Here is a 25,403-nt window from a genome sequence, read left to right on the forward strand (position 1 = left end):
GGCAGCGCGGAGATCGCCGCTTCCCGATGCGATGCATGCGGCGGCTCAGAGGCCGAAAGAGTGCTCTTTGACGGTGCAGCCGCCTGCCTCACGCGTCGGGGCCTGCTTTATGGCGACGTCCGAAGCCGCGTGCCGAACATGCGCATCACGAGGCGCTTAAGCGGTTCGGTCCCACAGGCGACGGCGACGAGGGCCGTGACGGCGCAGGCGTCGGCGAGCAGACCTAGCGGATAGTTCAGATAGCCGTCCGTTGCCGCATACAGCACCGAGTCCACCACGAGCGAGATCACCGCACCGGCGATAAAGCACAGCAGCCCCTTGCGTCCGATGACACCGATCATCGGCAGCGACTGTGCGAGTTTTCTTGCCCAGCCAAGCTCGATCAGGTTAGCCACCAGCCACGCGATGGCCACGAAATTGACCGCTCGCAGGTAGGACAGATTCTGCTTGAAGCTCGCGTCGAGCGGCTCGCGTTCGATAAAAAGCTTGTAGTAAGCCGCGAGCGCCACTACCGCGCAGGCCGCGAGAGTCACGAGCCAACCGAGGCGATGCGCGCTCACTCGCTGATAGACCGGTTGGCATCGCGCGAGCGCGCCGAGCACGAACAGCAACTGCCAGGCGAACGGGTTGAAGTCCCAATGCATGTCGGGCGCGGCGGGCAGATACGCATTGACGGCCGGCGCGCCGGCCCACAGCGCGACGCTACCCGCGAGGAGAAGCCAGGGCTTGCTGCGGGCGAGCGGCAGGATCATCGGCACGAGCAGCGCGAAGAACGCGTACATGGGTAGCACCGACGCGAGATAAGGCTGGCGGCGGAACAGCAGGATGTCACGCAACGCGGCGACGGGCGTGTCCATCAGATCGTCGAGGTCGGTGATGGCGAGATTCGGCGCCTCGATGCTGAACGCGTTGAGAACCGCGCTCACGAGCAACATGAGACCGGCGGTCACGAGAAATGCACGATAGATTTCCAGCGAGCGCCGCAGGAAGCGGTTGCGCGCGATGGTTTCGTTCCGCCGCTCAGCAAGCGCCGCATAGGCCGTCGCGGTCGCGAAGCCGCCAAGAAAGACGAAGACTTCGGCGGCGTCGCACAACGCGTACGCATGTAGCGTAACGCGCGACAAGATGCTTCCGCCGATGTGGTCCACCACGATGATCAGTAGAACGAGTCCGCGAAAAAAGTCGAGCTCGATTAAACGGGATTGCGACGGTTTCATTGTTTTTATGCCAAAAGCAGCCCCGTGCGACGGCGCGCTATCTCAGCGCGTCGGGCGTCTCACAAGGCTTTGGAATAGTGGATGAGTGCTGCGGTGGCGAGGCGACCGCGGTGCCGCGTCAACCGGAAATGCATGCACGGTTGCACGAGGCAGTAAAAATGACCTTGGCAGGGCGACGGAGTTCCGCTTCGCTGCCGCAAAAGTCAGCGATTATATTTCTTTCTGTGACAAGCCGCTTTCCACTGCGTAGGGGCAAAGCCCCGTCGGATGGGTTGTCGGCGGAATAGGCGTTTAAAGACAGTGGAGATTTCGCAACGTTTTGACATATCCACGCGACACCCAATGGACGGACGGCTTACGGCGTGTGAGGATTTCCCATAAGCGCGTCAGGCTCCAGAAGCGCGTTGTCGTAGAGTCAAGAAGAAGGTGTCGGATCGAGTTGTGCCATTACTCGAGTGCAGGGGATCGTCATGAACAAGCAAGTGTTCGCGCTGGCTGTTTCCACCGCTGTGTCCGCCACTTTTAGCGCACCGGCTTCGGCGCAGACGAGCGTCACGCTGTACGGCGTACTCGACGAAGGTATCAACTACACGAACAACGCCGGCCGCGGGCATGTCTACGAGTTGGCGAGCGGCTATGCGCAAGGCAGCCGCTGGGGCCTCAAGGGCGCCGAGGAACTGGGCGGCGGGCTCAAGGCGATTTTCCAGCTCGAGAATGGTTTCGACCTGAGTTCCGGGCGGTTCAATCAGGGTGGCCGGATGTTCGGGCGGCAGGCCTTCGTGGGCTTGAGCGCAGAGCGATACGGGGTGTTGACGTTCGGGCGGCAATACGATTCGGTGGTCGATTATCTGGCGCAAACCACAGCCAATGGCAACTGGGCCGGTTCGCTGTTCTCGCACCCCTATGATAACGACAACACCGATAACTCGTTTCGTCTCGATAACACCGTCAAATATACGAGTCCGTCGATTAGCGGTTTTCAGTTTGGCGGCACTTACAGTTTCAGCAACGACACCAACTTCGGCAATAACCGCGCATATAGCGTTGGCGGACAGTACGCGTACGGAGGCTTGCTCGTCAGTGCCGCTTACCTGCAGGCCAATAATCCGGGCAATGGCGCGAACGGTGCGATTACCGCCAACGACGCGAATTTTGTGGCAACGCGCATGCGCGTATTCGGCGGCGGTATTACGTATAACTTCGGGCCGGCTACGGCAGGCTTCGTATATAGCAACTCGAATTATCTGCATCCGACCGGCAACGGTTATCTGGGCATCGCGCCGCTGGTGCCGCCTGGCGTATTGCTCAACTCGTTGAAGTATCAGAACTTCGAGTTGAACGGCAAGTATCAGATTTCACCGATGCTGTTCGTCGGTGCCCAATACGTATATACGATGGAAAACTACGATGCGTCGAGCGGCGGGGTCAAACCGAAAATCCACTCGTTCGGCCTGATGGCAGATTACAACCTGACCAAGCGAACCGATGTCTATATTCAAGGCGAGTACCAGCACGTAACCGGCGACCCCACGTACTCGATACTTGATGATGCGTTTATACCTGGCGCGCAGGCGCCGTCATCGACATCGAAACAGGTGGTGGTACGTGCCGCGATAAGGCATAAATTCTAGATTGGAATTGATGTGCCGGAGACAGACGGCAATCCAAAAGAAACGCGCCTCGGTGAACGATTCACGAGGCGCGCTATCCGGCTTTCGCCGATTTTGTCGCTTTTATCTCGATTCTATCTATTAGAACAGCAAATGCCGGCTGCTTTATCTAACGCTCAACTCAACAGAACGTTTTGAACGAGAATGCCGATCATCACGCCGGCGGGAATGCCAAAAGTCCGGCCGCGAAGGGTGGCGCTCAGGTCTTCGTCGAGGATGAAGCTGCTGCGGCGCTCGCTCCACACGGTCTTGTACAGAAGCGGCTTTGTGTCGGCGATAAGCAGCGAAATCACCGCTGTCGCAATGACCTGTTCGGGCGCATGCAGTCTCGCGACCAACGGGGAAACCTCGGCCCCGATGGAGAGGAGCACCATGATGGCGGTAGCGATCACTGCGCCAAAGAAAAAACCGCTCATGAAGCGGTTGGCTGATGTAAGAGAATCCACGTGAGCCTCGACTTTTTCATCGCCCAGATGAAGGGCTGATGAAGCAAAATATTCTGAAGGGATGTGTTCCGTTGAATGACTGACGGCCATTTTTTGTGCGCCCGGCGGTCAGAATCAAACGAGACCTAAGAATATTTTTTTTGTGCTCTTCAACCTATCGTCCGTTTCCTAATCAGGCTTCGGAGAAATCCTCAAGCGCGAAGACGAGCGCCGGCATCGTCAAGCGCGGAACATGAGCCTGGCTTTTTTCATGGAGATTTCATGACCAATCGTGCAACGCAGATTCTTCCTCATCATCGCTATGTCCATTCGCTGGGCGCGCCGCTGGCCTGCGTGCAAGGCACCATCAGCAAGGTATTCGCGAGCCCAGACAACCACCACGGCGCCAACCATCAGCATCTGATCGTGAAGATCGACAAGGTGTTGAAGTTTGAGGGCGGCACGCAAAACCTCGTCGGCACGGAGGTGTTCGTCGCGGTGCGATTCGGCGACAACGAAGGACTGTCCGAGGAGATTCCCGGACTGCAAGCCGGCCAACCGATCGAGGTGCAAGGCGAATATCTCCCCGAGGCGAGCGCCTATCCGACCGACGACAATTCCAATCCGGTGCTGCCCGTGCTGCACTTCACTCACCATCCAGTCGGTTACGTGCGTTACGCGGGTCAGTACTACAGCTAACCCTTGCGGGCGTTGCCGCGTTCCGCGCTGAGCGATCGCGTTTTTCGACCCGCAATTCAAGTTCCGGCGGCCGCGTGCCGTTATGCAGATGGCGTCGATGGCACTGCTCCGACGAGCCGGCGCTTTCGGGCAGGATTGCGCGCACAACGACGCCTGCGAGGCTGTGCGTAACGTTTGTATCAGACTGTGTGGCGCGCCGCGTTTTCTGTTAAACCCACTTTACAATTCGGCTGGGAATTTGGTCCCACTCTGGCCCCGTCCGCGGAAGAACGGCCGCTTCGAGCGCCCGAATCCGCCAGCGCGCAAGCGGTGAATCGACGAACCGGGTCGGCCGGCAAGGCAAGGGCGAGGGGCGTACAAGCGCGCTCGCCAGGTTGCAGCACGAAAGGCTGCGCGTCGTCGAATCGCGCGCTTCGTATGCGGCAAGGCGGCATCCGGCCCGCTTATAAGAAGATAAGGCAGGATTCGAACATGATCGGACAGCGTTTGGACAGAGCAATGATGGTCAGCGTGGCCGGCGCGTGGCTGGCGCTCGCGATGAGCGGTTGCGCGAACGTCGGGCAGCAGAGCGCGCAGACAGGCGCGGCATCGGCGGCGAGCACGGCGAACGTAGTGGGCACGGCGGGATCGTCTGCCTCGGCGAATACGCCAGTCGCGGCCGGCATCGCAGAAGGCACGCCGCTCAGGAAAGCGCCGCCGCCGGTTTATCGGGTGAAGCGCGGTGACACGCTGGCGCGCATTGCGCAGCGTCATCATTGCAGCGTCAGGCAGTTGCAGGCATGGAACGGCTTGAAGGCGTCCGCGCGGTTGAAGACGGGGCAAGTGCTGCGGGTGGCATCGCCGGAAACCGCTCAGGCCGTCAACGCGGCTACCGCTGCTGCCACCGCCAACGCTTCCGTCGCAACGTCGAACGGATCGGCCGCGCAGGCTTCCGTGGCAGGCGGGTCCGCAGCCGGCTCGGCGCCGGTCCCGCAAGCCTCCGCCGCGCCCAGCGCCGCCGAAGCGCGCGAAGTCGCCCAACAGACAACGCGGCACGCGAATAGCCTTTCGCTCGCATGGCCGGCGGGTGGCCGCGTGGTCGAAGCATTCCAGCCGGGCGAGACGCGCGGCATCGAAATCGGCGGCAAGGCAGGCGATCCAGTTCGCGCGGCGGCGGACGGCAAGGTCATGTACGCCGGTACAGGGTTGAACAGCTACGGCAGTCTCATCATCGTCCAGCACAACAAGGACTTTCTGACCGCGTACTCGCACAACCGCAAGCTGCTCGTGAGAACGGGAGACATCGTTCGACAAGGGCAGCAGATCGCCGAGATGGGCGACCAGAACAACTCGCGCGTCTCGGTCGGCTTCGAGTTGCGCCACGACGGCAAACCGATTGATCCGATGCCATATCTGCCGCAAGGACGCGGCTAGGCGCACCGGACCACGGCGGCTTCAGTCAAGCCACGTTAGCGCCGCCGCGACGATCGCCTCGGGCGCATCTTCCTGCATCAGATGGCCCGCTCGCGGCACGGCCTGGAAGCGCGCCTGCGGAATCAGCGCTGCCAGGCGACGGCCGCGTTCCAGCGGAATCCACTGATCCTCTTCGCCCCACAGAATCTGCGTCGGACAGCGCAGTTGCGAATAGCGGGCTTCGACTTCATCGGTATAGCGCTGATCCATTTGCGCGATTTGCCGGTAGAACGCGGCTTGGCCCGTTGCGCCGAGCCAGGGCGTGACGTACGGCGCGAGTTCTTCATCGGTGATGTCGCGCGCGATTGCGCCGCGCACATACGCGTTCACCACCGCTTCGTGAATATACGGCGGCAGTCCCGCGAATGCGTCACCGTGGCGCCGCACATGCTGCACGAACGGCGAGCCCCACGGTGCGAGTGCGACCGGGTCGATCAGCGTGAGGCTGCGGTATTCGCAACCGTCGATAAGATGCGCGCGCAACGAAGTCGCCCCGCCAAAGTCATGCGCGATCACATCCGGGCTTTTTAATTGCCAGTGCGCGAGCAGTTCGGCGAGCAACCGATTCTGCACACCGAGCGACACATCTTGGCCATCGCACATAGCGGACTGGCCGTAGCCGAGCAGATCGTAATAATGGACGCTGCGAATCTGCGCGAGATGAGGCGCAATGCGATGCCACACGTAGGACGAAAACGGCGTGCCGTGCACCAGTACGAGCGGCGGGCCAGTGCCCGTCACGTTGAAGCGCACGCTTTGATCGCGGAACGTATATGTTTCGGGCAGTGGCCAGTCGGTCATGGTAATGAGCGGTGGTGACGAAGTTCGCTTACGTTAGCAGGGCTTTTGATAGCGCGCATGACGCGTTCTGCGTGGCGCACCGGCAGGCACCGCAAAGCCCCGGCAAGCTCCATCAAACGTCGCCACGCGAATCCCGCAAGAGCTCACCTTTGATTTGTTCAGCAAACCCAGGCAATTTGCCGAATATGCGTTTCATCGCGCTCGCCTCGTATGTCGGTCAGCAGACAGTGCATCCGGCATCTTTACGAATCGCGCATGAATGACCTTGAAATGCGGTGATTCTGAGCTGCCGCGGTTAATAAAGCCTGGTAATCCTTTATTAATGAAGCAGGCGGGCCTATAAGGAACGACCCGTGATCGGCGTAGACTCGTCATATCCGCGTGCTTGCGAACGGTGAGGAAATCCGGGAGCCCGCGGCGCAAGCCAGCCTACTTTGTCTGCACGCCGCGCAGCAGTTGCGACACCTGGCCATGCAAATGCAGTATCGCCGGATCGGCCTGCAACAGCGGCAGGTAGCGCGGCAGAAAACTGTTGTTCGGCTGATCGGCGGAAAAGAGGCCGGTGACGGCTTCCGCGGCGGCGAGCCGGTCCGCGGCGTCGGCTTCCTTGTCGTCGAGAATTTCATCGACGTTTGCGATGATCGTCGAGAGCGGCGTGAGCCAGCGAAAACCCGAACCGTTGATCAGCACTTGCAGAAAGGCTGCGGGCGTGACCGGGCCGAATTCTTTCTCATATGACGCGCGCTCGTGATCGAGTATCGCCTTATGCAACGCCAACAAAGGTTTGCGGATCTCCGAGAGGAATTGGGTGCATTGCGGGTCGTTCATGATGCGGCTCCTTCGGATGGTCAGTGCGGGTCGCGTCCATGCTAACAAAATTGCGCGGCCACGGCCTCGTCCGCGCCCGGCGCAATGACAGCGGGGCGGGCGGCGCCCCGGCGAACTTCTTAATGCACGGCTACAATTCGCCGAGCCCTCACAGTGCACTGGCGCGATGCTTGGCGTGCAGTTGCACGCTAGCGCTTCGGCGGCATTGCGCATTAGTCGGGGCTGTCGAATAAACACGGCGAGTCATCGCGTTTTGAGCGGCAATCGCGACTAAACAGCCTGATAGAAGATAACCCCACAAGGAGCCGCGCATGACAACGTTCAATATCAACGGCGAGACACATACCGTAGACGCGCCGCCCGACATGCCTCTGTTGTGGGTCTTGCGCGATCTCGTCGGCTTGACCGGCACCAAGTTCGGCTGCGGTATCGCTCAATGCGGCGCGTGCACTGTTCATCTCGACGGCGTCGCAGTGCGCTCGTGCGTCTTGCCGGCGGCGGCAGTCGGCGACAAAAAGATCACGACGATCGAAGCGGTCGGCAACACGCCGGCAGGCCAGAAAGTGCAGCAGGCGTGGCGTCAACTGGACGTCGTGCAATGCGGGTACTGCCAGTCGGGCCAGGTGATGTCGGCGGCCTCGCTGATCGCGAGCAACCCCAATCCTACCGATGCGGACATCGACGCCGCGATGGCAGGCAACATCTGCCGCTGCGGCACCTACAACCGCATTCGCGCGGCGATCAGGCACGCAGCGAAAGGAGTCTGATATGTCCCAGGGATTGCTCGATGCACAGAACGGCGCGAAGTCCTCGCACGCCCACGCGAATGAAACGCGCGGCTTGTCGCGCCGCAGCTTTCTGAAACTCGGCGTGACGGTAAGCGCGGCGGCCGGCGGCGGCTTGCTGCTCGGCTTCAGCATGCCGGCCGTCAGTCAGGACCAGAAGGCCGGCAAATCGGTGATCGGCGGCGATGCTAACGAAGCGCCGCAGAGCGGCGTGTTCGCACCCAATGCGTTTATCCAGATCGACACGGCAGGCAAGGTCACGCTGGTGATTCCCAAGGTCGAGATGGGGCAGGGAGTTTATACGTCGATTCCGATGTTGATCGCCGAAGAACTCGAAGTGTCGCTCGACACCGTCACGCTCGACCACGCGCCGCCGGACGAGAAGCTTTTCACGGACCCGCTGCTCGGCGGCCAGCTCACGGGCGGATCGACGTCGATCCGCTATGCATGGGAGCCGATGCGCAAGGCCGGCGCCACCGCGCGCACGCTGCTCATTAGTGCAGCCGCGCAGCAATGGCAGGTGGACGCCGCGAGCTGTCATGCGAAAGCCGGCCAGGTCATTCATGCGGCGAGTAATCGCAGCATCGGCTACGGCCAGCTGGTTGATGCCGCGGCCAAACTGCCGGTGCCGCAAAACGTGCCGCTTAAGGACCCGAAAGACTTCAAGATCATCGGCACCGCGGTCAAGCGCCTCGACTCGCCGGAAAAAGTGGACGGCACCGCGATCTTCGGCCTCGACGTGCGCCTGCCCGACATGGTCTACGCGGCTATCGCGAACTGCCCTGTGTTCGGCGGCACGCTTGCGAGCGTCGACGATACCAACGCGAAGAAGATTCCCGGCGTGCGCCAGGTCGTGAAGATCGACAATGCAGTCGCCGTGATCGGCGACCACACGTGGGCGGCCAAACGCGGGCTGCAGGCGCTCGACATCAAGTGGAACGAGGGCGCCGACGCGAAGCTTTCGATGAAGCAGATCGTCGACGATCTTGCCAACGCGTCGCAACGCAACGGCGCGGTCGCACGCAAGGACGGCGATGTGGTGCAGGGCTTTTCGAACGCGAAGACGCGTATCGATGCCGTGTATCAGCAGCCGTTTCTCGCACATGCCACGATGGAGCCAATCAACTGTACGGTGCATGTGCGACCCGACGGCTGCGAAATCTGGCTCGGCTCGCAGGTGCCCACGCGCGTGCGGGACGCGGCGGCCGCTGCGTCCGGTTTGCCCGCCGACAAGATTGTCGTGCACAACCATCTGATCGGCGGCGGCTTCGGGCGGCGGCTCGAATTCGACATGGTCACGCAGGCCGTCAAGATCGGCAAGCAGCTATCGACGCCCGTGAAAGTGCTGTGGACGCGTGAAGAAGACATTCAGCACGACATGTACCGGCCGTACTACTACGACAAGATTTCCGCGGGTCTCGACGCGAACGGCAAGCCGCTTGCGTGGCAGCATCGGATTGTCGGTTCGTCGATCATGGCGCGCTTCGCGCCGCCTGCATTCAAGAACGGGCTCGATCCCGACGCGGTGGAAGTCGCGTCCGATCTGCCGTACGACTTGCCCAACCAGCTCGTCGACTATGTGCGCCAGGAGCCTCACGCGATTCCCACCGCGTTCTGGCGCGGCGTGGGTCCCACGCGCGGCACGTTCGTGGTCGAAAGTTTCATCGACGAACTCGCAGCCGAGGCGAAGATCGACCCGGTCAAATACCGGCGCGATCTGCTCGGCAAGACGCCGCGCGCGCTGAACGTGCTCAATACCGCCGCGCAGGCGGCCAATTGGGGCAGCGCCGTGCCGAAGGGGCAAGGGCGCGGCGTGTCGGTCATGCATGCGTTCGGCAGCTACTTCGCGATCGTCGTCGATGTCGCGGTGGACCAGGGCGAGGTGGCCGTCAAGCACGTGGTGTGCGCGGTCGACTGCGGGATGGCGGTCAATCCGAACACGATCGAAGCGCAGGTGCAAGGCGGCATCATCTTCGGCATCACGGCGGCGCTTTATAGCGAGATCACGATCAAGGACGGCCGCGTCGAGCAGACCAATTTCACGGACTACCGGATGCTGCGTATCGACGAGACGCCGCCTATCGACGTGCATATCGTGAAGAGCAGCGAGGCGCCGGGCGGCATCGGCGAGCCGGGAACAGCGGCGCTCGCGCCCGCGCTGACCAACGCGATTTTCGCGGCCACCGGCAAGCGGCTGCGGCATCTGCCGGTCGGCAGCCAGTTGAAAACCGCTTAACGGGAGCCCGACATGAAAAGCACACTGAAGGGTTTCGGTGCGGCGCTGTGCATAGCGCTGCCTTTGCTGACCGCGGCCTTGCCATCGGCGGCCGCGGCGGCTGCGGGACAGCCGGCTGACCCGGCGCTCGTGCAGCGCGGCGCGTATCTGGCGAAGGCGGGCGATTGCGTCGCGTGTCACACGGCGCCCAAAGGCAAGCCGTTCGCGGGCGGCCTGCCGATGAACACGCCGATGGGCCAGATCTACACCACCAACATCACGCCCGACCCGCAAACCGGCATCGGCAATTATACGGAACAGGACTTCGCCCGCGCGATGCGCGAAGGCGTCGCGAAAGACGGCCACAACCTGTATCCGGCGATGCCGTATCCGTCGTATGCAAAGGTCAACGACGACGACATGAAAGCGCTCTACGCGTTCTTCATGAGCGGCGTTGCGCCCGTGCAGCAGGCCAATCGCGAGTCCGACATCAAATGGCCGATGAACATGCGCTGGCCGTTGAAGCTCTGGAACATGGTCTTCCTCGAGAAGGGCGTGTACCAGAACAAGCCGGGCAAGGACGTTGCGTGGAATCGCGGCGCCTATCTGATCCAGGGGCTCGGGCACTGCGGCTCATGTCATACGCCGCGCGGCATTGCGTTCCAGGAGAAGGCGCTCGACGAAACCGGCAGCGCGTTCCTGACGGGTGGCCTGCTCGACAACTGGTACGCGACCAATCTCACCGGCGAACATAACGTGGGGCTCGGGCGCTGGAACGATCAGGACGTGCAGGCGTTCCTGAAGACCGGCGCGAATCGCCACGCCTCCGCATTCGGCTCGATGACGAGCGTGATCAACAACAGCACACAAAGCTTGAACGATGCGGATATCGCGGCCATGACGACGTATCTGAAGTCGCTGCCGCCGGCGGGCGGCAACGGTGCGCCGCCCTATCAGTTCGATCCGCAAGCGACGAAGGTGTCGCTCAACCGTCCCGCGAACGATGCAGGCGCGCGCGTCTACACCGCGTATTGCATGCATTGTCACGGCGTTGACGGACGCGGCTTCGCGCCGATGCTCGCGCCGTTGGCCGGCAATCCGAACGTGCTGGAGAAGGACGCGTCGTCGCTCATCAACGTGACGCTGAACGGCGCCGACGATCTCGTGATCGGCGGCATTCCCGCGCCGTATCCGATGCCGAAGTACGCGCCGGTGCTCAACGACCAGCAGATCGCCGACGTGCTCACGTTCGTGCGTGCCGGCTGGAACAACGGTGCGCCAGCGGTCACGGCGGCCGATGTGACGAAGCTGCGCAAGTCAACGCAAGCGGCTCGCTAGCAGTCGCTCGTAAAGCAGCAGCCCGTAAAGCGCGAGCGCATGAAAAAGCGTCAACCGTCTTTCGGCGGTTGACGCTTTTTGTCTTCTGCCAGGCACACGCCGCGCATGTCTACCGATGCTGGCCCACCTTCTGCCGCTTTTCCAGCACGCGTGCATACCAGGTCAGCGGAAAGCACATCGCGAAGTAGATCATCGCGACCATGCCGTAGATCGGAAACGGGCGGAACGCAGCGTTGGTGATCATCGTGCCGGTCTTCGTCAATTCGGTGAAGCCGATGATCGAGGCGAGCGCGGTGCTCTTGACCACCTGCACGAGAAAGCCGACCGTCGGCGCCACGGCGATTTTGAGTGCCTGCGGCCAGACGATATAGCGCAACTGCTGGCTGAAGGTCATGCCGAGACTCGCGCCCGCGGCCCACTGGCCGCGCGGCACCGCTTCGACACAGCCGCGCCAGATGTCGACCAGATACGCGCTCGTGTAAAGCGTGAGCGTGACGGTTGCGGCGACCCACGGCGACACGTCGACGCCAAGCAGCGGCAAACCGAAGAACGCGAGAAAGAGTTGCATCAGCAGCGGCGTGCCCTGAAACACTTCCACGTAGAGCACGACGATGCGGCGCAGCCACGCAATCGGCGACACACGCATCGCGAGCAGAATCAGCCCGACGATGCCGCCGCCGACAAACGCGATCAGCGAAAGCAACACTGTCCAGCGCGCGGCGAGCAGCAGATTGCGGGCGATGTCCCACAACGTAAATTCGACCATGATCAACGCTCCGCGGGCAGGCTGCGGGCGCCGCGCCACATCAGGCGGGTGCGCCAGTTGCGAGGCGCGCTGTCTGCGCCGCGCGCGGTGCGGCCCGCGAAGAGGCCGCGTCCGAACCGGTTCAGGAGTTGCCGCAGCGCGATGGACAGCAGCAGATACGTCGCGGTGATGATCACGTAGCTCTCGAATGAGCGGAAATTGCGCGACTGGATGAAGTTGGCCGCATACGTTAGATCGGGAACGGAGATCTGCGACACCACCGCAGAGCCGAGCATCACGATCAGCACCTGGCTCAGGAGCGCGGGAAATACATTGGCGAGCGCCTGCGGCAGCACGATATAGCGAAACACCTGCCGCCCATGCAGGCCGAGCGCTTGCGCCGCCTGAACCTGACCGCGCGAAATGGAGTCGATGCCCGCGCGGACGATTTCGATCGCGTAGGCGCCGAGGTTGACGGTCATTGCCAGAATCGCGGCTTGTATTTCGTCGATATGAATGCCGAGGCTCGGCAAGCCGAAGAACACGAAGAACAGCTGGTCGATGAACGGCGTGTTGCGGATCACCTCCACATAGCTCGCCACCAACCAGCGCGCCCATTTCGGCCCGGCCACCGCGATGCTCGCGCCGCCGATGCCGACCACGCCGCCGAGCAGTGTCGAGATGGCCGTCAGCCCCAGGGTGACGGCGACACCGCGCGCGAGCATCCCCGCATAGAGGCCGAAGCCGCTGAAATCGAACGCATAGGTCATGGCGTGGCGCTCATCGTGAGGTCAAACTCCGGTGCAGGAAATTCAGAGGTCGGCCGGCAACGGCGTGCGCAGCCATTTCTGCGAGATCGCGTTCATGGTGCCGTCCTTGCGGGCCTTGGCTATGGTTTCGTCGACTTTCTGCTTCAGACGCGGCTCGTTCTTGTTCAAACCGACGTGATCCGGCGAGCTGAAGAGCGAAAACTTCTGCTCCGGATCGTTCGCGGGATGACGCGCGAGAATCGTTGCGCCGACGTCATTGCCGACGACCATCAACTGTACCTGACCAGAAAGAAACGCCGAAATTGCTCCGTTGGGATCGTCGAAACGTTTGATGTTCGCGGAAGGCGGCGCGATTTTCGTCACGCTCAGGTCTTCCAGCGTGCCGCGCGCAACCGAAATGGACTTGCCGGCGAGATCGGCTGCGTTTTTCACGGGCAGTGCTTTCGGGCCGAACACCGCGAGGTAGTACGGCGCGTAAGGCTGCGAGAAGTCGATCACCTTTTCGCGCTCGGGCGTCTGGCCGACCGACAGCAGCATGTCGGCCTTGCGGTCCGCGAGATAGGCCATGCGGTTGTCGCCCGTCACCTGCACGAGTTCGACCTTTGCGTTGAGCGCGCGGCCGATCAGATTGGCGACGTCGATGTCATAACCCATCGGCTTCATGTCCGGGCCGATCGAGCCGAACGGCGGATAGTCCATGAACACGCCAATGCGCACGGTGCCCGACTTCGCAATGTTATCGAGTGCATCGGCATGAGCGGCCGGCGAAAAGGCGCTGAGCGCGGCGGCGCCGGTGAAGGCGAAGGCCGCGGCAAGCGTGGCGAACGCGCGGCGAGCGTTCGATTGAACGGGCTTGTGCTGGTTCATGGTCTGTCCTCTGTCGAAAATGTCGAAATGTCGGTATTGGAATGAAATGGACTCTAGGTTTGCCAAAATCCCTCAACAAACGAAATATGCGCATGGAGGGCATGACGTAAGCTCATGGGCGACCGTGAGCACGACGCGTCGAGCCGGCCGCATGCGAACGGATCTTGCCGCACCGCTATTGCTTCGTGCGGCTTCGTTTGTCTATGCTGGATCGCGTATCCTGTTGGCTCTGAAGGGGTGTTGCCAACGATCGCGATTGTGCCGCCCCAATGATTTTTTCTGATCCGGACACTTCCATGCGACGTCTTCCGCCGCTAAACGCACTGCAGATTTTCGAAACCGTCGCGCGCCATCGTAGCTTCACACGCGCGGCCGATCATTTGTGCGTCACGCAAGGAGCGGTGAGCCGCCAGATCATCGCGCTCGAGGACTACTACAAATTCCCGCTCTTCAAGCGTCATGCGAAGGGGCTGACGCTCACCGCCGAAGGCGAGTTGCTGCTGCCCGCGGTCAAGGAAAGCTTCGCGCGCATCGAGGAGATTTCGCTGCGCCTCACGCGGCAGCGCACCGATCTCGCACTGAAGGTGCCCACCTGCGTGATGCGCTGGATGCTGCCGAAGATCATGCGCTTCCAGACCGAGTATCCCGATCTGCATGTACAGATCACGACGACATGGCAGCACGACGTCGATTTTCAGCGTGAGCCGTTCGATGCCGCGATCATTTACGGATCGTCGCCCGGCGCGGACGTGCAGTCGGTGCCGCTGTTCGAGGAGCGCCTGACTCCGGTGTGCGCGCCCGATCTGCTCAAGGACAAGCCGCTCGCTGCGGTCGCGGATCTCGCGCGCCACACGCTGCTGCATCCCACGCGCGATCATCGCGACTGGAAGATGTGGCTGGCCAAGGCCGCTGAAGGAGATACCGCCAACGCGCGTTCGATCGACGCCGAACACGGCCCGAGCTTCGACACGCTGGACATGGCGACCAACGCCGCGTTGCAGGGCTTCGGCGTAGCCATCAGCGACCTTGCATTGATCGACGAAGACGTGGCCGCGCGGCGTCTTGTGCGGCCCTTCGATACGGTGCTCAAAACCGGCTGGCGCTACTACTTCGTCTATCCGGACTCGGTCGCGCATCAGCAGAAGCTGAATCTGTTCCGCGACTGGATCGCGGCGCATTGGGAAGAATAGGCGCCGAATCGCCGCAGCCCGAAAACCAGATCAGAAAGCGTAGTTTCAGGGCGCGAACGACAGGAACAGATACGCGGCGAACAGCGACAGGTGCACGGCGCCTTGAAGAATCGTCGTGCGCCCGGTGCTCAGGGTCAGTGTGCCGACGATCAGCGTGAGCACGAGCAGCACGGTCTCCTTGCCGTCGATGCCGAGCACGAGCGGTTGCCCCGTCGACAGAAACACGCCGGCCACGGTCGGAATCGTCAAGCCGATACTGGCGAGCGCCGAGCCGAGCGCGAGATTCAGGCTGTTCTGCAAACGATCGGCGCGCGCCGCGCGTACCGCGGCAAGGCCTTCGGGCAGCAGCACCAGCGCGGCGATCACGATGCCGACCACTGCCGGCGGCGCGCCCGCGTTCTGAACGGCCGTCTCGACGACCGGAGACAGGACTTTCGCGAGCAGCACCACCCCGACGAGGCACACCAGCAGCAAGCCGCCGCTCGCCAGCGCGAGTCCGGCGCTCGGGGGCGCCGCGTGCACGTTTTCGTCGGGTACGCCGGCAAGAAAGTAATCGCGATGCCGGACCGTCTGCACGAACACAAAGACGCCGTATAGCACCAGTGACGACGCGCCGGCAAACGCAAGTTGCGACGGCGACAGCATGGGGCCCGCACTCGTCGTCGTGTAGTTCGGCATGACGAGCGTCAGCACAGACAACGACGCCAGCACTGCGAGCGCCGCAGCCGCACCGCGGCTCTGAAAATCCTGCTCGCGATGGCGGATGCCGCCCACCAGCAGGCACAATCCGACGATCCCATTGCAGACGATCATGACGGCGGCGAACACGGTATCGCGCGCGAGGCCGGCTTTCTCGGGGCCGGAGGTCAGCATGACGGAGACGATGAGCGCGACCTCGATCACCGTTACCGCCACGGCAAGCACTAGCGTGCCGAACGGCTCGCCGACGCGATGCGCGACTACTTCCGCATGATGCACGGCCGCGAACACCGCGGCGCACAGGCCGGTGCCCACCAGCACGAGCAGCAACCGGTTGCCCGGCAACGCGTAGGCGGCGCCCAGCACGATCCACGCAATGAACGGCACGGCCAGAGTCCAGCGGGGGGAGACGGTCGTGGACGTGGTCATCGGGCTTCCTTTTTCTGATGCGTGTTTTTGAGGGCGAAGGCACCCGCCAGTGGCGATGCCGGCGCCCCCACAGCGCCGACTTCGTTGCTTACTGCCCGACCGGACGAACGGTTAATGCGTTCTTCACCGACGTCACGCCGGCTACGCCCTGCGCCGCTTGCGTCGCGACATCTACTTGCGACTGGTCGGGCACCGTGCCGGCCAACGTGACAGCACCGCCGCGTGCGCGCACGTTGATGTTCGCGACGCTCAGCCCCTTCGTCTTGGCAAGCGCGCTGCGGACCTTGCGTCCGAGCGCACGGTTGGCTGCCTTGGCCTGCTTGCCGGTTGCTGCCGACGATGCCGCCATTCCCGGCGCCGCCGCCGCTGCCGCGTCGCTGCTTTGCGCGGATGCGTTGAGCGATGCCAGTACGATCAGCGCGCCGCCGACCATCTTCAATGCCGTGGATGCTTTCATGCGAGTTTCTCCTTGTCGTGAATACGCTCGTCCCCTGGCGGAGACCATGTGCTTGCACTACGGGTACAGCGGAATCGAATCGGAAGGACGTTGCTGCGGGTCTTGCTGCTGCGGGTCTTGCGAATGCTTGAGTCTGGCATGCTGATCGAGCCTGCTTCAGCGGGCCGAAGCCCGCGTGAGCCGGCAAAGGCTTGCCGCAGGCTGGAAGCACACGATACTCCAATTGGTTCCAGGGTGAAGGCGGTGCTGCCAGAAAATGAGGCTTCGCTACAACGGTTGAGCCGACGAACCTGCAAAGCTTCGCTGGTTTCGCTGGAATGTCCGGGCGGTTTCGGGTAGTGGGCGGCGCTCGCGCCTACAGAAAACCAGCAAACTAATGCACGCACGGCGCATAAACCAACGCACAAACGAACGCACCTACAAGAGGCACAACGCATGCGCAAACCGTTGCTTCCCATCATCCCCTTGTCGCGTGACGATCTGCCCGTCGGGGCCGCGGAACTCGCGCGTTTCATGATCGGCAAATACCTCGTGCACGATGCGCCGCAGGGGCGCATGAGCGGCCGCATCGTCGAAACGGAGGCCTATCCGGTCGGCGATTCGACCAGCCATGCGTTCATCGGACGCCGTCCGTACAACGGCTCGATGTTTCTCGCACCCGGCCACGCATACGTGAGGCTCACTTACGGACTTTCGTACATGCTCAATATGTCCGCGGAAGCCGAAGAGATCGGCGCCGGCATTCTGATTCGTGCGATCGAGCCGCTCGAGGGTCTGTCGCTGATGGAAGCCCGTCGTCCCGGCGTGCCGCTGCGCGATCTGGCGCGCGGACCCGGCCGCCTGACGATGGCCTTGGGGATCGGTCAGTCTTTTGACGGCCGCGACCTTTGCGCCGGGCGAGATTTGTGGATCGGCGTCATCGAGAGGGGCGATGTGCCGGTTGGCGTGACGACGCGCATTGGCCTGTCACGTGAGACGCATCGGCCGTTGCGCTTTTTCGAGCCCGGCAGCGCCTTCGTCAGCGGGCCGCGCAAGCTGCTTCTCGCGCCCCACGCGGACCTGAGCGACGCTGCGCCTCGCTGACCGCTCCCATGACGATGACCAGCATATCGGGCGCATTGGCGGTGACGTTTCGGTACCTCATCCACAAAGGGCACGCGCCGGCTAGTTATTACGAGGACGATGCGCGCCGCGTAGCGAACTGCGGCAATTTCGTCGCACTTTTCCAGTTGCGACAATTATGTATCTCACAAATAGGGGTTTTCCCTTGGTGCGCCGGTGACTAGACTGGAATCACTCGCTTCCACATGGTGTGGCAAGCGCGGCAAATAAGACTAAGTCTGGAGGTAATGATCATGAAATCGCTTATCAAGGCAGTCGCCATTGCAGCAGTCTTCGCCGCTCCGGTCGCTTCGTTCGCGCAGTCGAGCCAGCAACCCGTGACCCGCGCCGAAGTCCGCAACCAATTGATCCAGCTGGAGCAAGCGGGCTACAACCCGGCCGTCAGCAATGACCCGGACTATCCGGCTGACATCCAGGCCGCCGAGCGTCGCGTACAGGCTCAAAACCCTGTGGTCGCGCAAACACAGCAGCCGGTTGCCGACACGAGCGGCTACGGCGGCATGACGAGCGGCTCGTCGCAATCGGGCGGTGCGCGTGAGCCGATGAGCGGGCCGAAGTCGGTGTACTTCGGCAACTAATGCGAATTGGCAGCGTCGTGTAGTTGAGTCTGCGGACGGTGGCTCGCGTTATGTCCGCAGCAGCGCGTATTGGTGAAAGAGGTGCAGTCGGCGTGCAGCGAGAAGTGCAAGTTGTGGAGGTGGGCCGCGAGTGCGCGCTGTGGAAGACGCAGCGCGCAGGCCCGCTTCAGGCGGAAACCAGATTTCGAGCCATGCCTATGCGCAGCGTTGCGAGTGCAAATGCAGTGCAACGCCCAAACGCGAAATCGCCGCGCGAGACCGGCGGCAAGCGCCACGCTTCGCCACGCGGCACCTGTAAAATCCGGCGCATTGTCTCGCACGGTTCTCAATTCCGAGGAACCTCCGCTGCCGCAAGGTAGCTTCGCCCAACCGTTCAGCGATTGGGCTTTTTTTGCGGCTATATATGCGGCATGCGTGACGCGTCAGGGACGCTCGCCGTGGATGTAGAACTCGAGTTGCTGAATGGTGAACTGTTGTTCGGCGATGATGTTCTTCACGAGGTCGCCGATCGACACCATGCCGACGAGCCTGTCGTTTTCGATTACCGGCAAGTGGCGCATGCGGCGCTCTGTCATGAGCGCCATGCAGTCGTCGGTGGTCTGCTCGGGGCGCACGAAGCGCACCGCTTTGCTCATGATCTCGCGTACCGGCGTGGCTTTCGATGACCGGTCCATCAACACGACCTTGCGCGCGTAGTCGCGCTCGGTGACGATTCCCGCGATGCTGTCGCCATGCGTTACGACCAGCGCGCCAATGCCTTTCTCGGCCATCAACTTGATCGCTTCATAGACGGAGTCGTCGGCTCCGATCGTATAGACGGTCGTGTTGTTCGGTTTCGTTTTAAGAAGCTGTGCAACGGTTGTCATGGAGCGGCTCCGTTTCGCAGTGCAGCACGCCGGCGCGGCGGGCTGTCGAGGACCAAGCGATTCCAGTATAGGCGTGACGCGCCGGCGAGTGTGTTCGGGAATACCTGGAGCGCGCAAAGCGTTCAATTCGAGTAGCGCGCGGGCTCGCGCCGTTCCCACTCGCGGCGCATTTCGGCGCTTTGCCGGTGCATGATCCGTGCGTCATGCATGGGCATGCGGGTGCGGTGCGGCGATTAGCGGTAAACTCCTGTCCGTACCTTATCCCCGGTTTGATCGGGTTCATGTCCAGCACCACTGTCTAACGCCATGCTCACGTCTCACGATCCGTCGCCCGCAGTAGACGGCGCAATCAACGGCGAATGCGTCGTTCTCGACGCCACCGCCACGCTTCCCACGCGCTACGGCACGTTCACCTCTTACGTGTTTCGCGTGGTCGAAAGCGGCGCCGAACATCTTGCGCTCGTAATGGGCGATGTCGCGAACCGGTCGTCGGTGCTGACGCGTTTGCACTCCGAATGTCTGACGGGCGACGTGCTCGGCTCCTACCGCTGCGATTGCGGCGAGCAACTTGATCTCGCGCTGCGCTATATCGCGGCTGAAGGCTGCGGCGTGCTGCTCTATCTGCGCGGTCACGAAGGCCGGGGTATCGGTCTGTCCAACAAGATCCGCGCGTATGCGCTCCAGGAGCAGGGGCGCGATACCGTCGAGGCCAATCTCGATCTCGGTCTGCCAGACGACTCTCGCGAATACGATTCGGCAGCGGGCATTTTGCGCACGCTGAAAGTGACTTCCGTCCGCTTGATGAGCAACAATCCCGAGAAGTTCGACACGCTGTCCAAGCATGGCATTCCGGTGTGTGAGCGCGTGGCGCTCGCCATTCCGATGCGCGAGGAGAACGAGCGCTATATCCGCACGAAGCAGCTCAAGTTTGGGCACTACTTCGACGAGAACGAATAGCGGGTCAGGAGTGTGTCTGCGGTCTCCCAAGGAGAGCCAAAGTAGTCCGCAAGTGGTTGAAAATAAAACAGAATGCACTCCTATTGGCGGCGCCAGTCGCCACATCGACGTTTGTCTCCGTATGTCTAAACTTGCAACGTCGGCGTAGGTTTTTTCGGCGTTGTCAAGGAAACCTACGCCGGACATTCTTCCCTCAGAAAAACCTACGCCGAGGGAAGAACGCGCTTCGATACACGTGCCGCAGCCACACTGCCGAGCGGCGGTCACATGACCTTTGATGGATTTCCCGGACTGCGCCTTGCAAGCGTCTACGAGCCGGAAATCGTGGGCGTATCGCTACAAGTCACCGGTCGATAGCCGCATGCGGCAAGTGAAGCTCGGTGAATGGCAAGCACTGTCGTTTGCCGGAACCATCGCTGCGAGGGAGAAGAGCCGCGTCGAGAGAGACTCGGGCGCCGAGCTTTCGGCACTGCGTCGAATGACGGAAGCAGACGCCATTCGTCCATCGCCGAACAATTACACCGTCGAACAACTGTGCCGCGACTATCTGCAGGGGCATGCAGAAGTCAACCGAAGACCAAAAGTGCAGTCGAGGTCGCACGTATCTTCAAAGCGATGTTAGGGCCTATCGCGGATAAGCCTGCGGCTACCATCACGCGCGCCGAGGCTTTCGATCTGCTCCAATCATATCGGCCGACTTCAGTGCTCGCAGCTCGCGTTCGCATGGAGCTTGGCGGTGCCTGGCACTACGCGCTCGATGCTGGTCCGTCTTCCTGAAAACACCGCTAACTGGTGGAAGGAAGTTCTAAGAGGGCGACTGAAGAGCAAAGGGCGCAAGGTCGAGGGCCAATATACCGGGACACAAATGAGGGTGCTCTCAATAGAGGAACTGAGCACATTGATGCGATGGCTGCCGAATTTCAGCTTGACTGTCGCTGATGCGTGACGCTCTACCTGTGGACTGGCACAAGAGGGGGCGAGATTGTCGATATGGAGAGCACCGAGATCGACGAAAGCGATGGTCTTTGGAGGACGATTCCCAAACAAAAAACAAAGGGGCTTCATAACGAGAAAGCAACGGATCGGCGAGTGCCGCTCGTGGGCCATTGCCGACATTCGCCGGCCAAGCCCGCTTCGGCCGCTCCATGTCATTTTGCTGTCGTTAGTCAGCCGATGGAGGTGAATGCCGCGCTTCGCGGATGCCCCCGGGCGGCACCTGTCCCGTCCGGCTTTCCGAGGCCCGACCAGGCTTGCGCGTCTGAGCGGCCCGGAAGCGGCTTTCATCTGTCGCTCAGACTTTCACAACCTCGCCGCCCGAAAACGCGAGATAGGCGCGCTCGCGCTCTTTTACCCAATCGCGTCCCGGCCAGCAGACAATTACAATAACCGGAGTCAGTACGCAAAAGAGAAGAGACATACTTACCGAAAACAGGTCATTGTTCACCAGCAATACTCGTACAGCGGGATATGCAAACAAGTAAGCCGAAAATAAAATAATGAAAAAACATTTAAACGAAATTTTGTTTGCCTCTGCGATGAGATACAGATCTACGATCGTGCGCGAAAAGAAATTCCACGTTGCGATCGACAACAAGGCGCAGCCAACGGTGAAGACGAGCCACTGGGATACGCCCCACGCAAACTCTATATGCCCGAGATCGCCGTGCTTTGTAACAGACCGAAGCACGATATAACTTATCAACTCGGACAGATTTGTAACGTTGACCCAAAGGAAGAAGTAGAACAAATAGGGCCTAGACTCCATTTTTTTCCAACGAATGACGCGCCAGGACACAAGATACAATAATGACGTGGCAATAAATGGCCCGGCGAAAGCGATCATTCCTATTGCAAACCTGCCCCCGAAAAGATATATGAGGAAATAGTTCACATGCTCGTCGATACCGTCGACGAACAGTACGTTCCTCCAGTCAAAGCTACCGTAATCGATATCGAAAGGATTCAGTTTGTATCCGAACAGCCATGCGGCTACCGAATGGGCGTACTCGTGCGGGAACGCCGAGACCCAAAGCGACAGAATAAAGAAAATGGGCGTTAGTATGACAAAAGCAACAGCGCGTTTTGATTTATTCACCTATTCACTCCTGTTGCAATTCAGCCTGGCCAGCTTCTTGTTTCGGCTTATGACGCGCGATGTCTCCTCGGATCCGCGCCATTGGTCCGCTGTCTGGCGCGCCGTCAGATGATTTTTGTCTCTCATGCATGGGTCTGCGCCATACGACAATAGCAATTCGGCAGTCTCCTGATTATCCGATGCGACAGCGGCCATCAACGGCGTAATACCGTCTTTAGTGCCCCGATTTATCTCCGCGCCGTGCTGGTGCAAACTCTCGACAATCGCAAGATCACCTACCGTTGCGGCAATAATCAGAGCCGTTATCCCGCTGTCATTCTCCGTATTCGCGTTTGCGCCACGTGTCAGCAAGTACTCTGCTACTTGACGGCGCTCGTTAATTATCGCGTAAGACAAGGCATCCAGGCCTTTATCATCTTTTGCGCTAATATCGGCACCTTCGTTCACCTGTTGCTGGACTTTCGACAGGTCACCGTGTTCCGCAGCGAGCGCAAGCGCGCTTCTCTCCGGTGCTTTCGCGCACGCAAAAAGTACAAATAGGACAGGTAGCACGGACAATACAGCGAATCGTCCGCGTATGGTCTTATACGTAAGCATCACGATTTTCCGCCTTCGTCACAGACGAACGTGGCCAGTGCTTCCCAAGGCGCTGCCCCACCGCGCTCGTTAGAGGATAGGACTCTTGAGCGAATTATGAAAACGTTATTTTGGAAAAGCTTGAGTTGTCTAGCACGGCGCGCTTCCGTGTTGCAGAGTGCACCGGGCTGGCCGTTGGCGCATCTGCGCGACTGACTGAACGAGAGCCCGGAACAGCTGCAGGACGCACCGCTCGCGCACGCCAATGCGGTCGAGTGCACCTACCGGTTCGTCTGAGGAGCTGACGGTCCGGGGGCGACGGACTGTACCCCGCAGCGTACGATGCATTCAGACGATCCTGGGCGCCACTTCGTCCCGGTGGATTCGACTGACCTTAGGCGCTGCTCACACTGTCAAATCGCTCCCTGTCGTGCCGATCCGCTCATGGATGGCTTCGCAATGGTGCACGAGCGCCGGGCGGGACAGTACGTACTGCTTCAACGGCGTGTCAATTTCATAAAAATAGATATTGGCGACGAAGCCATAGATCGCGGCGTCAACGGTGGCAGGATCGCGGCCGAACACATAGCCGGTGTCGCCGACCGTGTCGGCCACGACGCGCAGATCCTCGATACCTCGCGCATAGATCGCCTCCAGTTCAGATCGTCCGATGCCCTGATAGTGGTACCGCAGACGGTTGTATTCGCGAGCGGCTTCAAGATCATTCGCTTGAACGTCCGGGTGGGCGGCAAGCACGGCGTCGCGAAAGGACGGCCAGAAGCGCTCGTCGCGCCAGCGTGAAAAGCTCATGGTCCAGTACAGGTCGTCGAGCGTTCGACGGATCATAAAGTCCAGATTCAATTGCTTTCGCGAAAGCGCGCGGTCGATGTCCAGATCGTACTGACGTGTTAAATGATCGATGATGCTGTCGCTGTCGCCGATCGTATGTTCGCCATCGAGGAGGTAAGGCAATTGGCCACGCGGCGCAAGGCTTGTGTCGAGGACATGACGATGATCGAAGGCGAGCCCACACAATCGCATGAACGCAAATACCTTCAGACCAAAGGGATTGTTATCGGCGACGCCAAAGAGATCCGGATAGGAATAAAGCGTCAGCATGAGCACTCCTTGTTTGCGACAGGAAACAGATCACCAACGCCAGAATGAAAATAACGGACATTCGATGGCCATGCTACTTCATTCTGCCCATCCGAAGTAATAGCCGACTGCTATGCGTCTGTGGCCAAGGAAAACAGGTTGGCAACGCACGGCTCCTGCATTTTGCGAGATCCGGTACGCGCGTCGTTGGTCCGCTGTATAAAGCGGGCAAACGTAGCCATAGCATTGGCTTTGCATGGGTATGGGGCTAGGAACGCCGCAATTGACTGCTCCGGTAAGGCCGAACCGTCGTTCGGATGACTATGCGCTGGCGACGTTGAATGTTGAGGTTTGTTCGACGGCCGTCCTCGACCACGAGCTTGTGAGCCAACGACAACGCTTGCCGACAGGCGTTGAATAAACCTAAACAAAAGCATGCATTGCGAGCAGTCAAAGTTTGGCTGCGCCGATCCCGACTCCCGATGACGGCGCGCGCACCGGCTGAATCGCGCATCTCTATGGTGGTCTACTTTCGAGCTGTCAGGAAACAGGCCGGGATGCGCTTCCTGCAGCCTGCACAGCAGCGTGAAGGCCTTCAACCGAGGAGCGTGGCGTAACAACGGCACGACCTCGCTGCCCCAAACGTCGGCGAACGGATCGGATCGTGTGCGCCAAATGCGCGGCGGGTTGTGCGACGGCAAACGCCCGTTATGCTCGATGCGCCGGGCGGTGCTAGCGCGCTCATACCAGCTATTGCCGCGGCGACTTCTTGAGTGTTTGCGCTTGCTCGTAAAGAGTCGGATCCGATGGTCCGTCACGTAGGTTCCAGGCATGGCTGTTCGCTTCTGTTCGACGCGATCAGTCATCGTAAAAGCCCGCTGCTCCGGCGCCCCCGGTGGCTCGTCGTCTGCGGCGGCTAGCTGTCTCCGACTCCTGACCACCGGCCGCCGGCCCTCCAGCGTCATTCGCCCCTCCCGTTGGACCGACGTTAGGACGTCGGCTCCGCATTGCAACCAGTCCTCGCCTTTGGATACGGGCGCCGCTATCGCCTATCGCAATGTGCTGTCCACAGCTCGTGTCACAAGCCAACTGAAAAATCACTGTCGCGTCCTTGAGCGGTTTGACGTCCCATTTCGTAGACGCAGCGTATGTCCTGTCAGACGACGAAAGCGGTACAAAAGGTCCGAAAGGAAGGCGCAAAACGCTGACATATCGGCATGCATCCGCGAAGCCAACTGCTATTCTTCAGATGCTGCGACTCAGGCGTTTCCGGTCGGCTCTGCTGGTCGTCGGCAGCATTCCGCGTCCCACGCGGAACAGGAGGTGTATGTCACGTCCAGATNNTCCTCGGCCCGCGCCACGCGCACTGCGNCGCCGGCAGTTAATCGGACGCATGTGGCTTGCCATCGGCAGTTCGCTTACCTGGCTCTCCTTTGCACATGCGGCGCCCGCAGCGGACATCCTTCCAAAAGGCGGCACATACGTGGCCGGCACCGGCGCGATAGCAAGCCAGGGCAACGGCCT

At 61.0% G+C, this 25,403-nt stretch carries 24 protein-coding genes; 11 read left to right on the forward strand and 13 right to left on the reverse strand.

Features of this window, described 5'->3' with window-relative positions; genetic code table 11:
* Window positions 1–107: 107 nt before the first annotated feature.
* Window positions 108–1,217 carry an OpgC domain-containing protein gene (locus tag F759_RS0112030; protein ID WP_027800078.1) on the reverse strand — a complete coding sequence of 370 codons (1,110 nt, stop codon included), beginning with the start codon at window positions 1,215–1,217 and terminating at the stop codon, window positions 108–110.
* 470 nt (window positions 1,218–1,687) lie between these two features.
* Between F759_RS0112030 and F759_RS0112035 the strand changes: the two genes are divergently transcribed.
* On the forward strand, window positions 1,688–2,848 hold the full coding sequence (locus F759_RS0112035; protein WP_027800079.1) for a porin: 1,161 nt from the start codon (window positions 1,688–1,690) through the stop codon (window positions 2,846–2,848).
* A gap of 155 nt (window positions 2,849–3,003) precedes the next feature.
* Here F759_RS0112035 and F759_RS0112040 read toward each other — a convergent pair whose 3' ends face one another.
* Window positions 3,004–3,423, reverse strand: coding sequence for a hypothetical protein (locus tag F759_RS0112040; protein ID WP_244438813.1), 420 nt, complete (start codon window positions 3,421–3,423; stop codon window positions 3,004–3,006).
* Window positions 3,424–3,594: 171 nt separating this feature from the next.
* Between F759_RS0112040 and F759_RS0112045 the strand changes: the two genes are divergently transcribed.
* Together F759_RS0112045 and F759_RS0112050 are read left to right on the forward strand one after the other, a co-directional pair.
* Window positions 3,595–4,011 (forward strand): hypothetical protein, encoded by a 417-nt coding sequence (locus F759_RS0112045; RefSeq protein WP_027800081.1) that lies wholly within the window; start codon window positions 3,595–3,597, stop codon window positions 4,009–4,011.
* A 471-nt stretch (window positions 4,012–4,482) separates the two neighbouring features.
* The gene (locus F759_RS0112050) at window positions 4,483–5,424 is read left to right on the forward strand and encodes a peptidoglycan DD-metalloendopeptidase family protein (protein ID WP_084534244.1); all 942 of its coding nucleotides are present in this window, start codon (window positions 4,483–4,485) and stop codon (window positions 5,422–5,424) included.
* A gap of 21 nt (window positions 5,425–5,445) precedes the next feature.
* Here the strand turns inward: F759_RS0112050 and F759_RS0112055 are convergent, their stop codons facing one another.
* Complete coding sequence (locus tag F759_RS0112055; RefSeq protein WP_027800083.1) at window positions 5,446–6,264, reverse strand: alpha/beta fold hydrolase; 819 nt, start codon at window positions 6,262–6,264, stop codon at window positions 5,446–5,448.
* 14 nt (window positions 6,265–6,278) lie between these two features.
* Here F759_RS0112055 and F759_RS43625 point away from each other — a divergent pair, with 14 nt between their 5' ends.
* Window positions 6,279–6,527 (forward strand): hypothetical protein, encoded by a 249-nt coding sequence (locus F759_RS43625; protein ID WP_027800084.1) that lies wholly within the window; start codon window positions 6,279–6,281, stop codon window positions 6,525–6,527.
* 166 nt (window positions 6,528–6,693) lie between these two features.
* Here F759_RS43625 and F759_RS0112065 read toward each other — a convergent pair whose 3' ends face one another.
* Complete coding sequence (locus F759_RS0112065; RefSeq protein WP_027800085.1) at window positions 6,694–7,092, reverse strand: hypothetical protein; 399 nt, start codon at window positions 7,090–7,092, stop codon at window positions 6,694–6,696.
* 311 nt (window positions 7,093–7,403) lie between these two features.
* On the opposite strand from F759_RS0112065, the gene F759_RS0112070 reads away from it, so the two are divergent.
* From F759_RS0112070 to F759_RS0112080, 3 genes are read left to right on the forward strand one after another with little or no spacing between them, the layout of a single operon-like run.
* Window positions 7,404–7,859, forward strand: coding sequence for a (2Fe-2S)-binding protein (locus tag F759_RS0112070; RefSeq protein WP_027800086.1), 456 nt, complete (start codon window positions 7,404–7,406; stop codon window positions 7,857–7,859).
* Between the two features lies 1 nt (window position 7,860).
* Window positions 7,861–10,113, forward strand: coding sequence for a xanthine dehydrogenase family protein molybdopterin-binding subunit (locus F759_RS0112075; protein ID WP_027800087.1), 2,253 nt, complete (start codon window positions 7,861–7,863; stop codon window positions 10,111–10,113).
* 12 nt (window positions 10,114–10,125) lie between these two features.
* On the forward strand, window positions 10,126–11,430 hold the full coding sequence (locus tag F759_RS0112080; RefSeq protein WP_027800088.1) for a c-type cytochrome: 1,305 nt from the start codon (window positions 10,126–10,128) through the stop codon (window positions 11,428–11,430).
* A 109-nt stretch (window positions 11,431–11,539) separates the two neighbouring features.
* Here F759_RS0112080 and F759_RS0112085 read toward each other — a convergent pair whose 3' ends face one another.
* From F759_RS0112085 to F759_RS0112095, 3 genes are read right to left on the reverse strand one after another with little or no spacing between them, the layout of a single operon-like run.
* On the reverse strand, window positions 11,540–12,196 hold the full coding sequence (locus F759_RS0112085) for an amino acid ABC transporter permease (protein WP_027800089.1): 657 nt from the start codon (window positions 12,194–12,196) through the stop codon (window positions 11,540–11,542).
* Window positions 12,197–12,198: 2 nt separating this feature from the next.
* Window positions 12,199–12,945 (reverse strand): amino acid ABC transporter permease, encoded by a 747-nt coding sequence (locus F759_RS0112090; RefSeq protein ID WP_027800090.1) that lies wholly within the window; start codon window positions 12,943–12,945, stop codon window positions 12,199–12,201.
* Between the two features lie 42 nt (window positions 12,946–12,987).
* Window positions 12,988–13,812: a transporter substrate-binding domain-containing protein gene (locus tag F759_RS0112095; RefSeq protein WP_027800091.1), complete on the reverse strand. Its 825-nt coding sequence runs from the start codon at window positions 13,810–13,812 to the stop codon at window positions 12,988–12,990.
* 296 nt (window positions 13,813–14,108) lie between these two features.
* On the opposite strand from F759_RS0112095, the gene F759_RS0112100 reads away from it, so the two are divergent.
* Entirely contained in the window at window positions 14,109–15,002 is an 894-nt protein-coding gene (locus tag F759_RS0112100; protein WP_027800092.1) for a LysR substrate-binding domain-containing protein, read from the forward strand.
* A 45-nt stretch (window positions 15,003–15,047) separates the two neighbouring features.
* Here F759_RS0112100 and F759_RS0112105 read toward each other — a convergent pair whose 3' ends face one another.
* Window positions 15,048–16,130, reverse strand: a complete 1,083-nt coding sequence (locus F759_RS0112105) for a calcium:proton antiporter (protein ID WP_027800093.1) — start codon at window positions 16,128–16,130, stop codon at window positions 15,048–15,050.
* An 88-nt stretch (window positions 16,131–16,218) separates the two neighbouring features.
* Complete coding sequence (locus tag F759_RS0112110; RefSeq protein WP_027800094.1) at window positions 16,219–16,587, reverse strand: BON domain-containing protein; 369 nt, start codon at window positions 16,585–16,587, stop codon at window positions 16,219–16,221.
* 435 nt (window positions 16,588–17,022) lie between these two features.
* On the opposite strand from F759_RS0112110, the gene F759_RS0112115 reads away from it, so the two are divergent.
* The gene (locus F759_RS0112115; RefSeq protein ID WP_027800095.1) at window positions 17,023–17,670 is read left to right on the forward strand and encodes a DNA-3-methyladenine glycosylase; all 648 of its coding nucleotides are present in this window, start codon (window positions 17,023–17,025) and stop codon (window positions 17,668–17,670) included.
* Between the two features lie 272 nt (window positions 17,671–17,942).
* Window positions 17,943–18,287, forward strand: a complete 345-nt coding sequence (locus F759_RS0112120; RefSeq protein WP_027800096.1) for a DUF4148 domain-containing protein — start codon at window positions 17,943–17,945, stop codon at window positions 18,285–18,287.
* Window positions 18,288–18,709: 422 nt separating this feature from the next.
* Here the strand turns inward: F759_RS0112120 and F759_RS0112130 are convergent, their stop codons facing one another.
* Window positions 18,710–19,153: a CBS domain-containing protein gene (locus tag F759_RS0112130; RefSeq protein WP_027800097.1), complete on the reverse strand. Its 444-nt coding sequence runs from the start codon at window positions 19,151–19,153 to the stop codon at window positions 18,710–18,712.
* 306 nt (window positions 19,154–19,459) lie between these two features.
* On the opposite strand from F759_RS0112130, the gene ribA reads away from it, so the two are divergent.
* A complete protein-coding gene (gene ribA, locus F759_RS0112140; protein WP_027779321.1) occupies window positions 19,460–20,110 on the forward strand; it encodes a GTP cyclohydrolase II in 651 nt (216 codons plus the stop codon).
* Between the two features lie 1,291 nt (window positions 20,111–21,401).
* Here ribA and F759_RS42100 read toward each other — a convergent pair.
* The 3 genes from F759_RS42100 to F759_RS0112165 form a co-directional block, all read right to left on the reverse strand.
* The gene (locus tag F759_RS42100) at window positions 21,402–22,205 is read right to left on the reverse strand and encodes a hypothetical protein (RefSeq protein ID WP_027800100.1); all 804 of its coding nucleotides are present in this window, start codon (window positions 22,203–22,205) and stop codon (window positions 21,402–21,404) included.
* Window positions 22,206–22,802 carry an ankyrin repeat domain-containing protein gene (locus F759_RS0112160; RefSeq protein ID WP_027800101.1) on the reverse strand — a complete coding sequence of 199 codons (597 nt, stop codon included), beginning with the start codon at window positions 22,800–22,802 and terminating at the stop codon, window positions 22,206–22,208. It lies immediately after the preceding gene.
* 384 nt (window positions 22,803–23,186) lie between these two features.
* A complete protein-coding gene (locus tag F759_RS0112165) occupies window positions 23,187–23,900 on the reverse strand; it encodes a glutathione S-transferase family protein (RefSeq protein WP_027800102.1) in 714 nt (237 codons plus the stop codon).
* Between the last annotated feature and the right edge of the window lie 1,503 nt (window positions 23,901–25,403).

The organism is Paraburkholderia dilworthii (assembly GCF_000472525.1).
GTDB lineage: Bacteria > Pseudomonadota > Gammaproteobacteria > Burkholderiales > Burkholderiaceae > Paraburkholderia > Paraburkholderia dilworthii.

Bases quoted from the DNA above. Each gene is read 5' to 3' on its own strand.
- F759_RS0112035 (WP_027800079.1), top strand. From the start codon at position 1,688: ATGAACAAGCAAGTGTTCGCGCTGGCTGTTTCCACCGCTGTGTCCGCC.
- F759_RS0112120 (WP_027800096.1), top strand. From the start codon at position 17,943: ATGAAATCGCTTATCAAGGCAGTCGCCATTGCAGCAGTCTTCGCCGCT.
- F759_RS0112080 (WP_027800088.1), top strand. From the start codon at position 10,126: ATGAAAAGCACACTGAAGGGTTTCGGTGCGGCGCTGTGCATAGCGCTG.
- F759_RS0112055 (WP_027800083.1), bottom strand. From the start codon at position 6,264: ATGACCGACTGGCCACTGCCCGAAACATATACGTTCCGCGATCAAAGC.
- F759_RS0112070 (WP_027800086.1), top strand. From the start codon at position 7,404: ATGACAACGTTCAATATCAACGGCGAGACACATACCGTAGACGCGCCG.
- F759_RS0112030 (WP_027800078.1), bottom strand. From the start codon at position 1,217: ATGAAACCGTCGCAATCCCGTTTAATCGAGCTCGACTTTTTTCGCGGA.
- F759_RS0112130 (WP_027800097.1), bottom strand. From the start codon at position 19,153: ATGACAACCGTTGCACAGCTTCTTAAAACGAAACCGAACAACACGACC.
- F759_RS0112065 (WP_027800085.1), bottom strand. From the start codon at position 7,092: ATGAACGACCCGCAATGCACCCAATTCCTCTCGGAGATCCGCAAACCT.
- F759_RS0112085 (WP_027800089.1), bottom strand. From the start codon at position 12,196: ATGGTCGAATTTACGTTGTGGGACATCGCCCGCAATCTGCTGCTCGCC.
- F759_RS0112050 (WP_084534244.1), top strand. From the start codon at position 4,483: ATGATCGGACAGCGTTTGGACAGAGCAATGATGGTCAGCGTGGCCGGC.
- F759_RS0112090 (WP_027800090.1), bottom strand. From the start codon at position 12,945: ATGACCTATGCGTTCGATTTCAGCGGCTTCGGCCTCTATGCGGGGATG.
- ribA (WP_027779321.1), top strand. From the start codon at position 19,460: ATGCTCACGTCTCACGATCCGTCGCCCGCAGTAGACGGCGCAATCAAC.
- F759_RS0112045 (WP_027800081.1), top strand. From the start codon at position 3,595: ATGACCAATCGTGCAACGCAGATTCTTCCTCATCATCGCTATGTCCAT.
- F759_RS0112110 (WP_027800094.1), bottom strand. From the start codon at position 16,587: ATGAAAGCATCCACGGCATTGAAGATGGTCGGCGGCGCGCTGATCGTA.
- F759_RS0112160 (WP_027800101.1), bottom strand. From the start codon at position 22,802: ATGCTTACGTATAAGACCATACGCGGACGATTCGCTGTATTGTCCGTG.
- F759_RS0112075 (WP_027800087.1), top strand. From the start codon at position 7,861: ATGTCCCAGGGATTGCTCGATGCACAGAACGGCGCGAAGTCCTCGCAC.
- F759_RS0112105 (WP_027800093.1), bottom strand. From the start codon at position 16,130: ATGACCACGTCCACGACCGTCTCCCCCCGCTGGACTCTGGCCGTGCCG.
- F759_RS0112115 (WP_027800095.1), top strand. From the start codon at position 17,023: ATGCGCAAACCGTTGCTTCCCATCATCCCCTTGTCGCGTGACGATCTG.
- F759_RS0112040 (WP_244438813.1), bottom strand. From the start codon at position 3,423: ATGGCCGTCAGTCATTCAACGGAACACATCCCTTCAGAATATTTTGCT.
- F759_RS0112165 (WP_027800102.1), bottom strand. From the start codon at position 23,900: ATGCTGACGCTTTATTCCTATCCGGATCTCTTTGGCGTCGCCGATAAC.
- F759_RS0112100 (WP_027800092.1), top strand. From the start codon at position 14,109: ATGCGACGTCTTCCGCCGCTAAACGCACTGCAGATTTTCGAAACCGTC.
- F759_RS0112095 (WP_027800091.1), bottom strand. From the start codon at position 13,812: ATGAACCAGCACAAGCCCGTTCAATCGAACGCTCGCCGCGCGTTCGCC.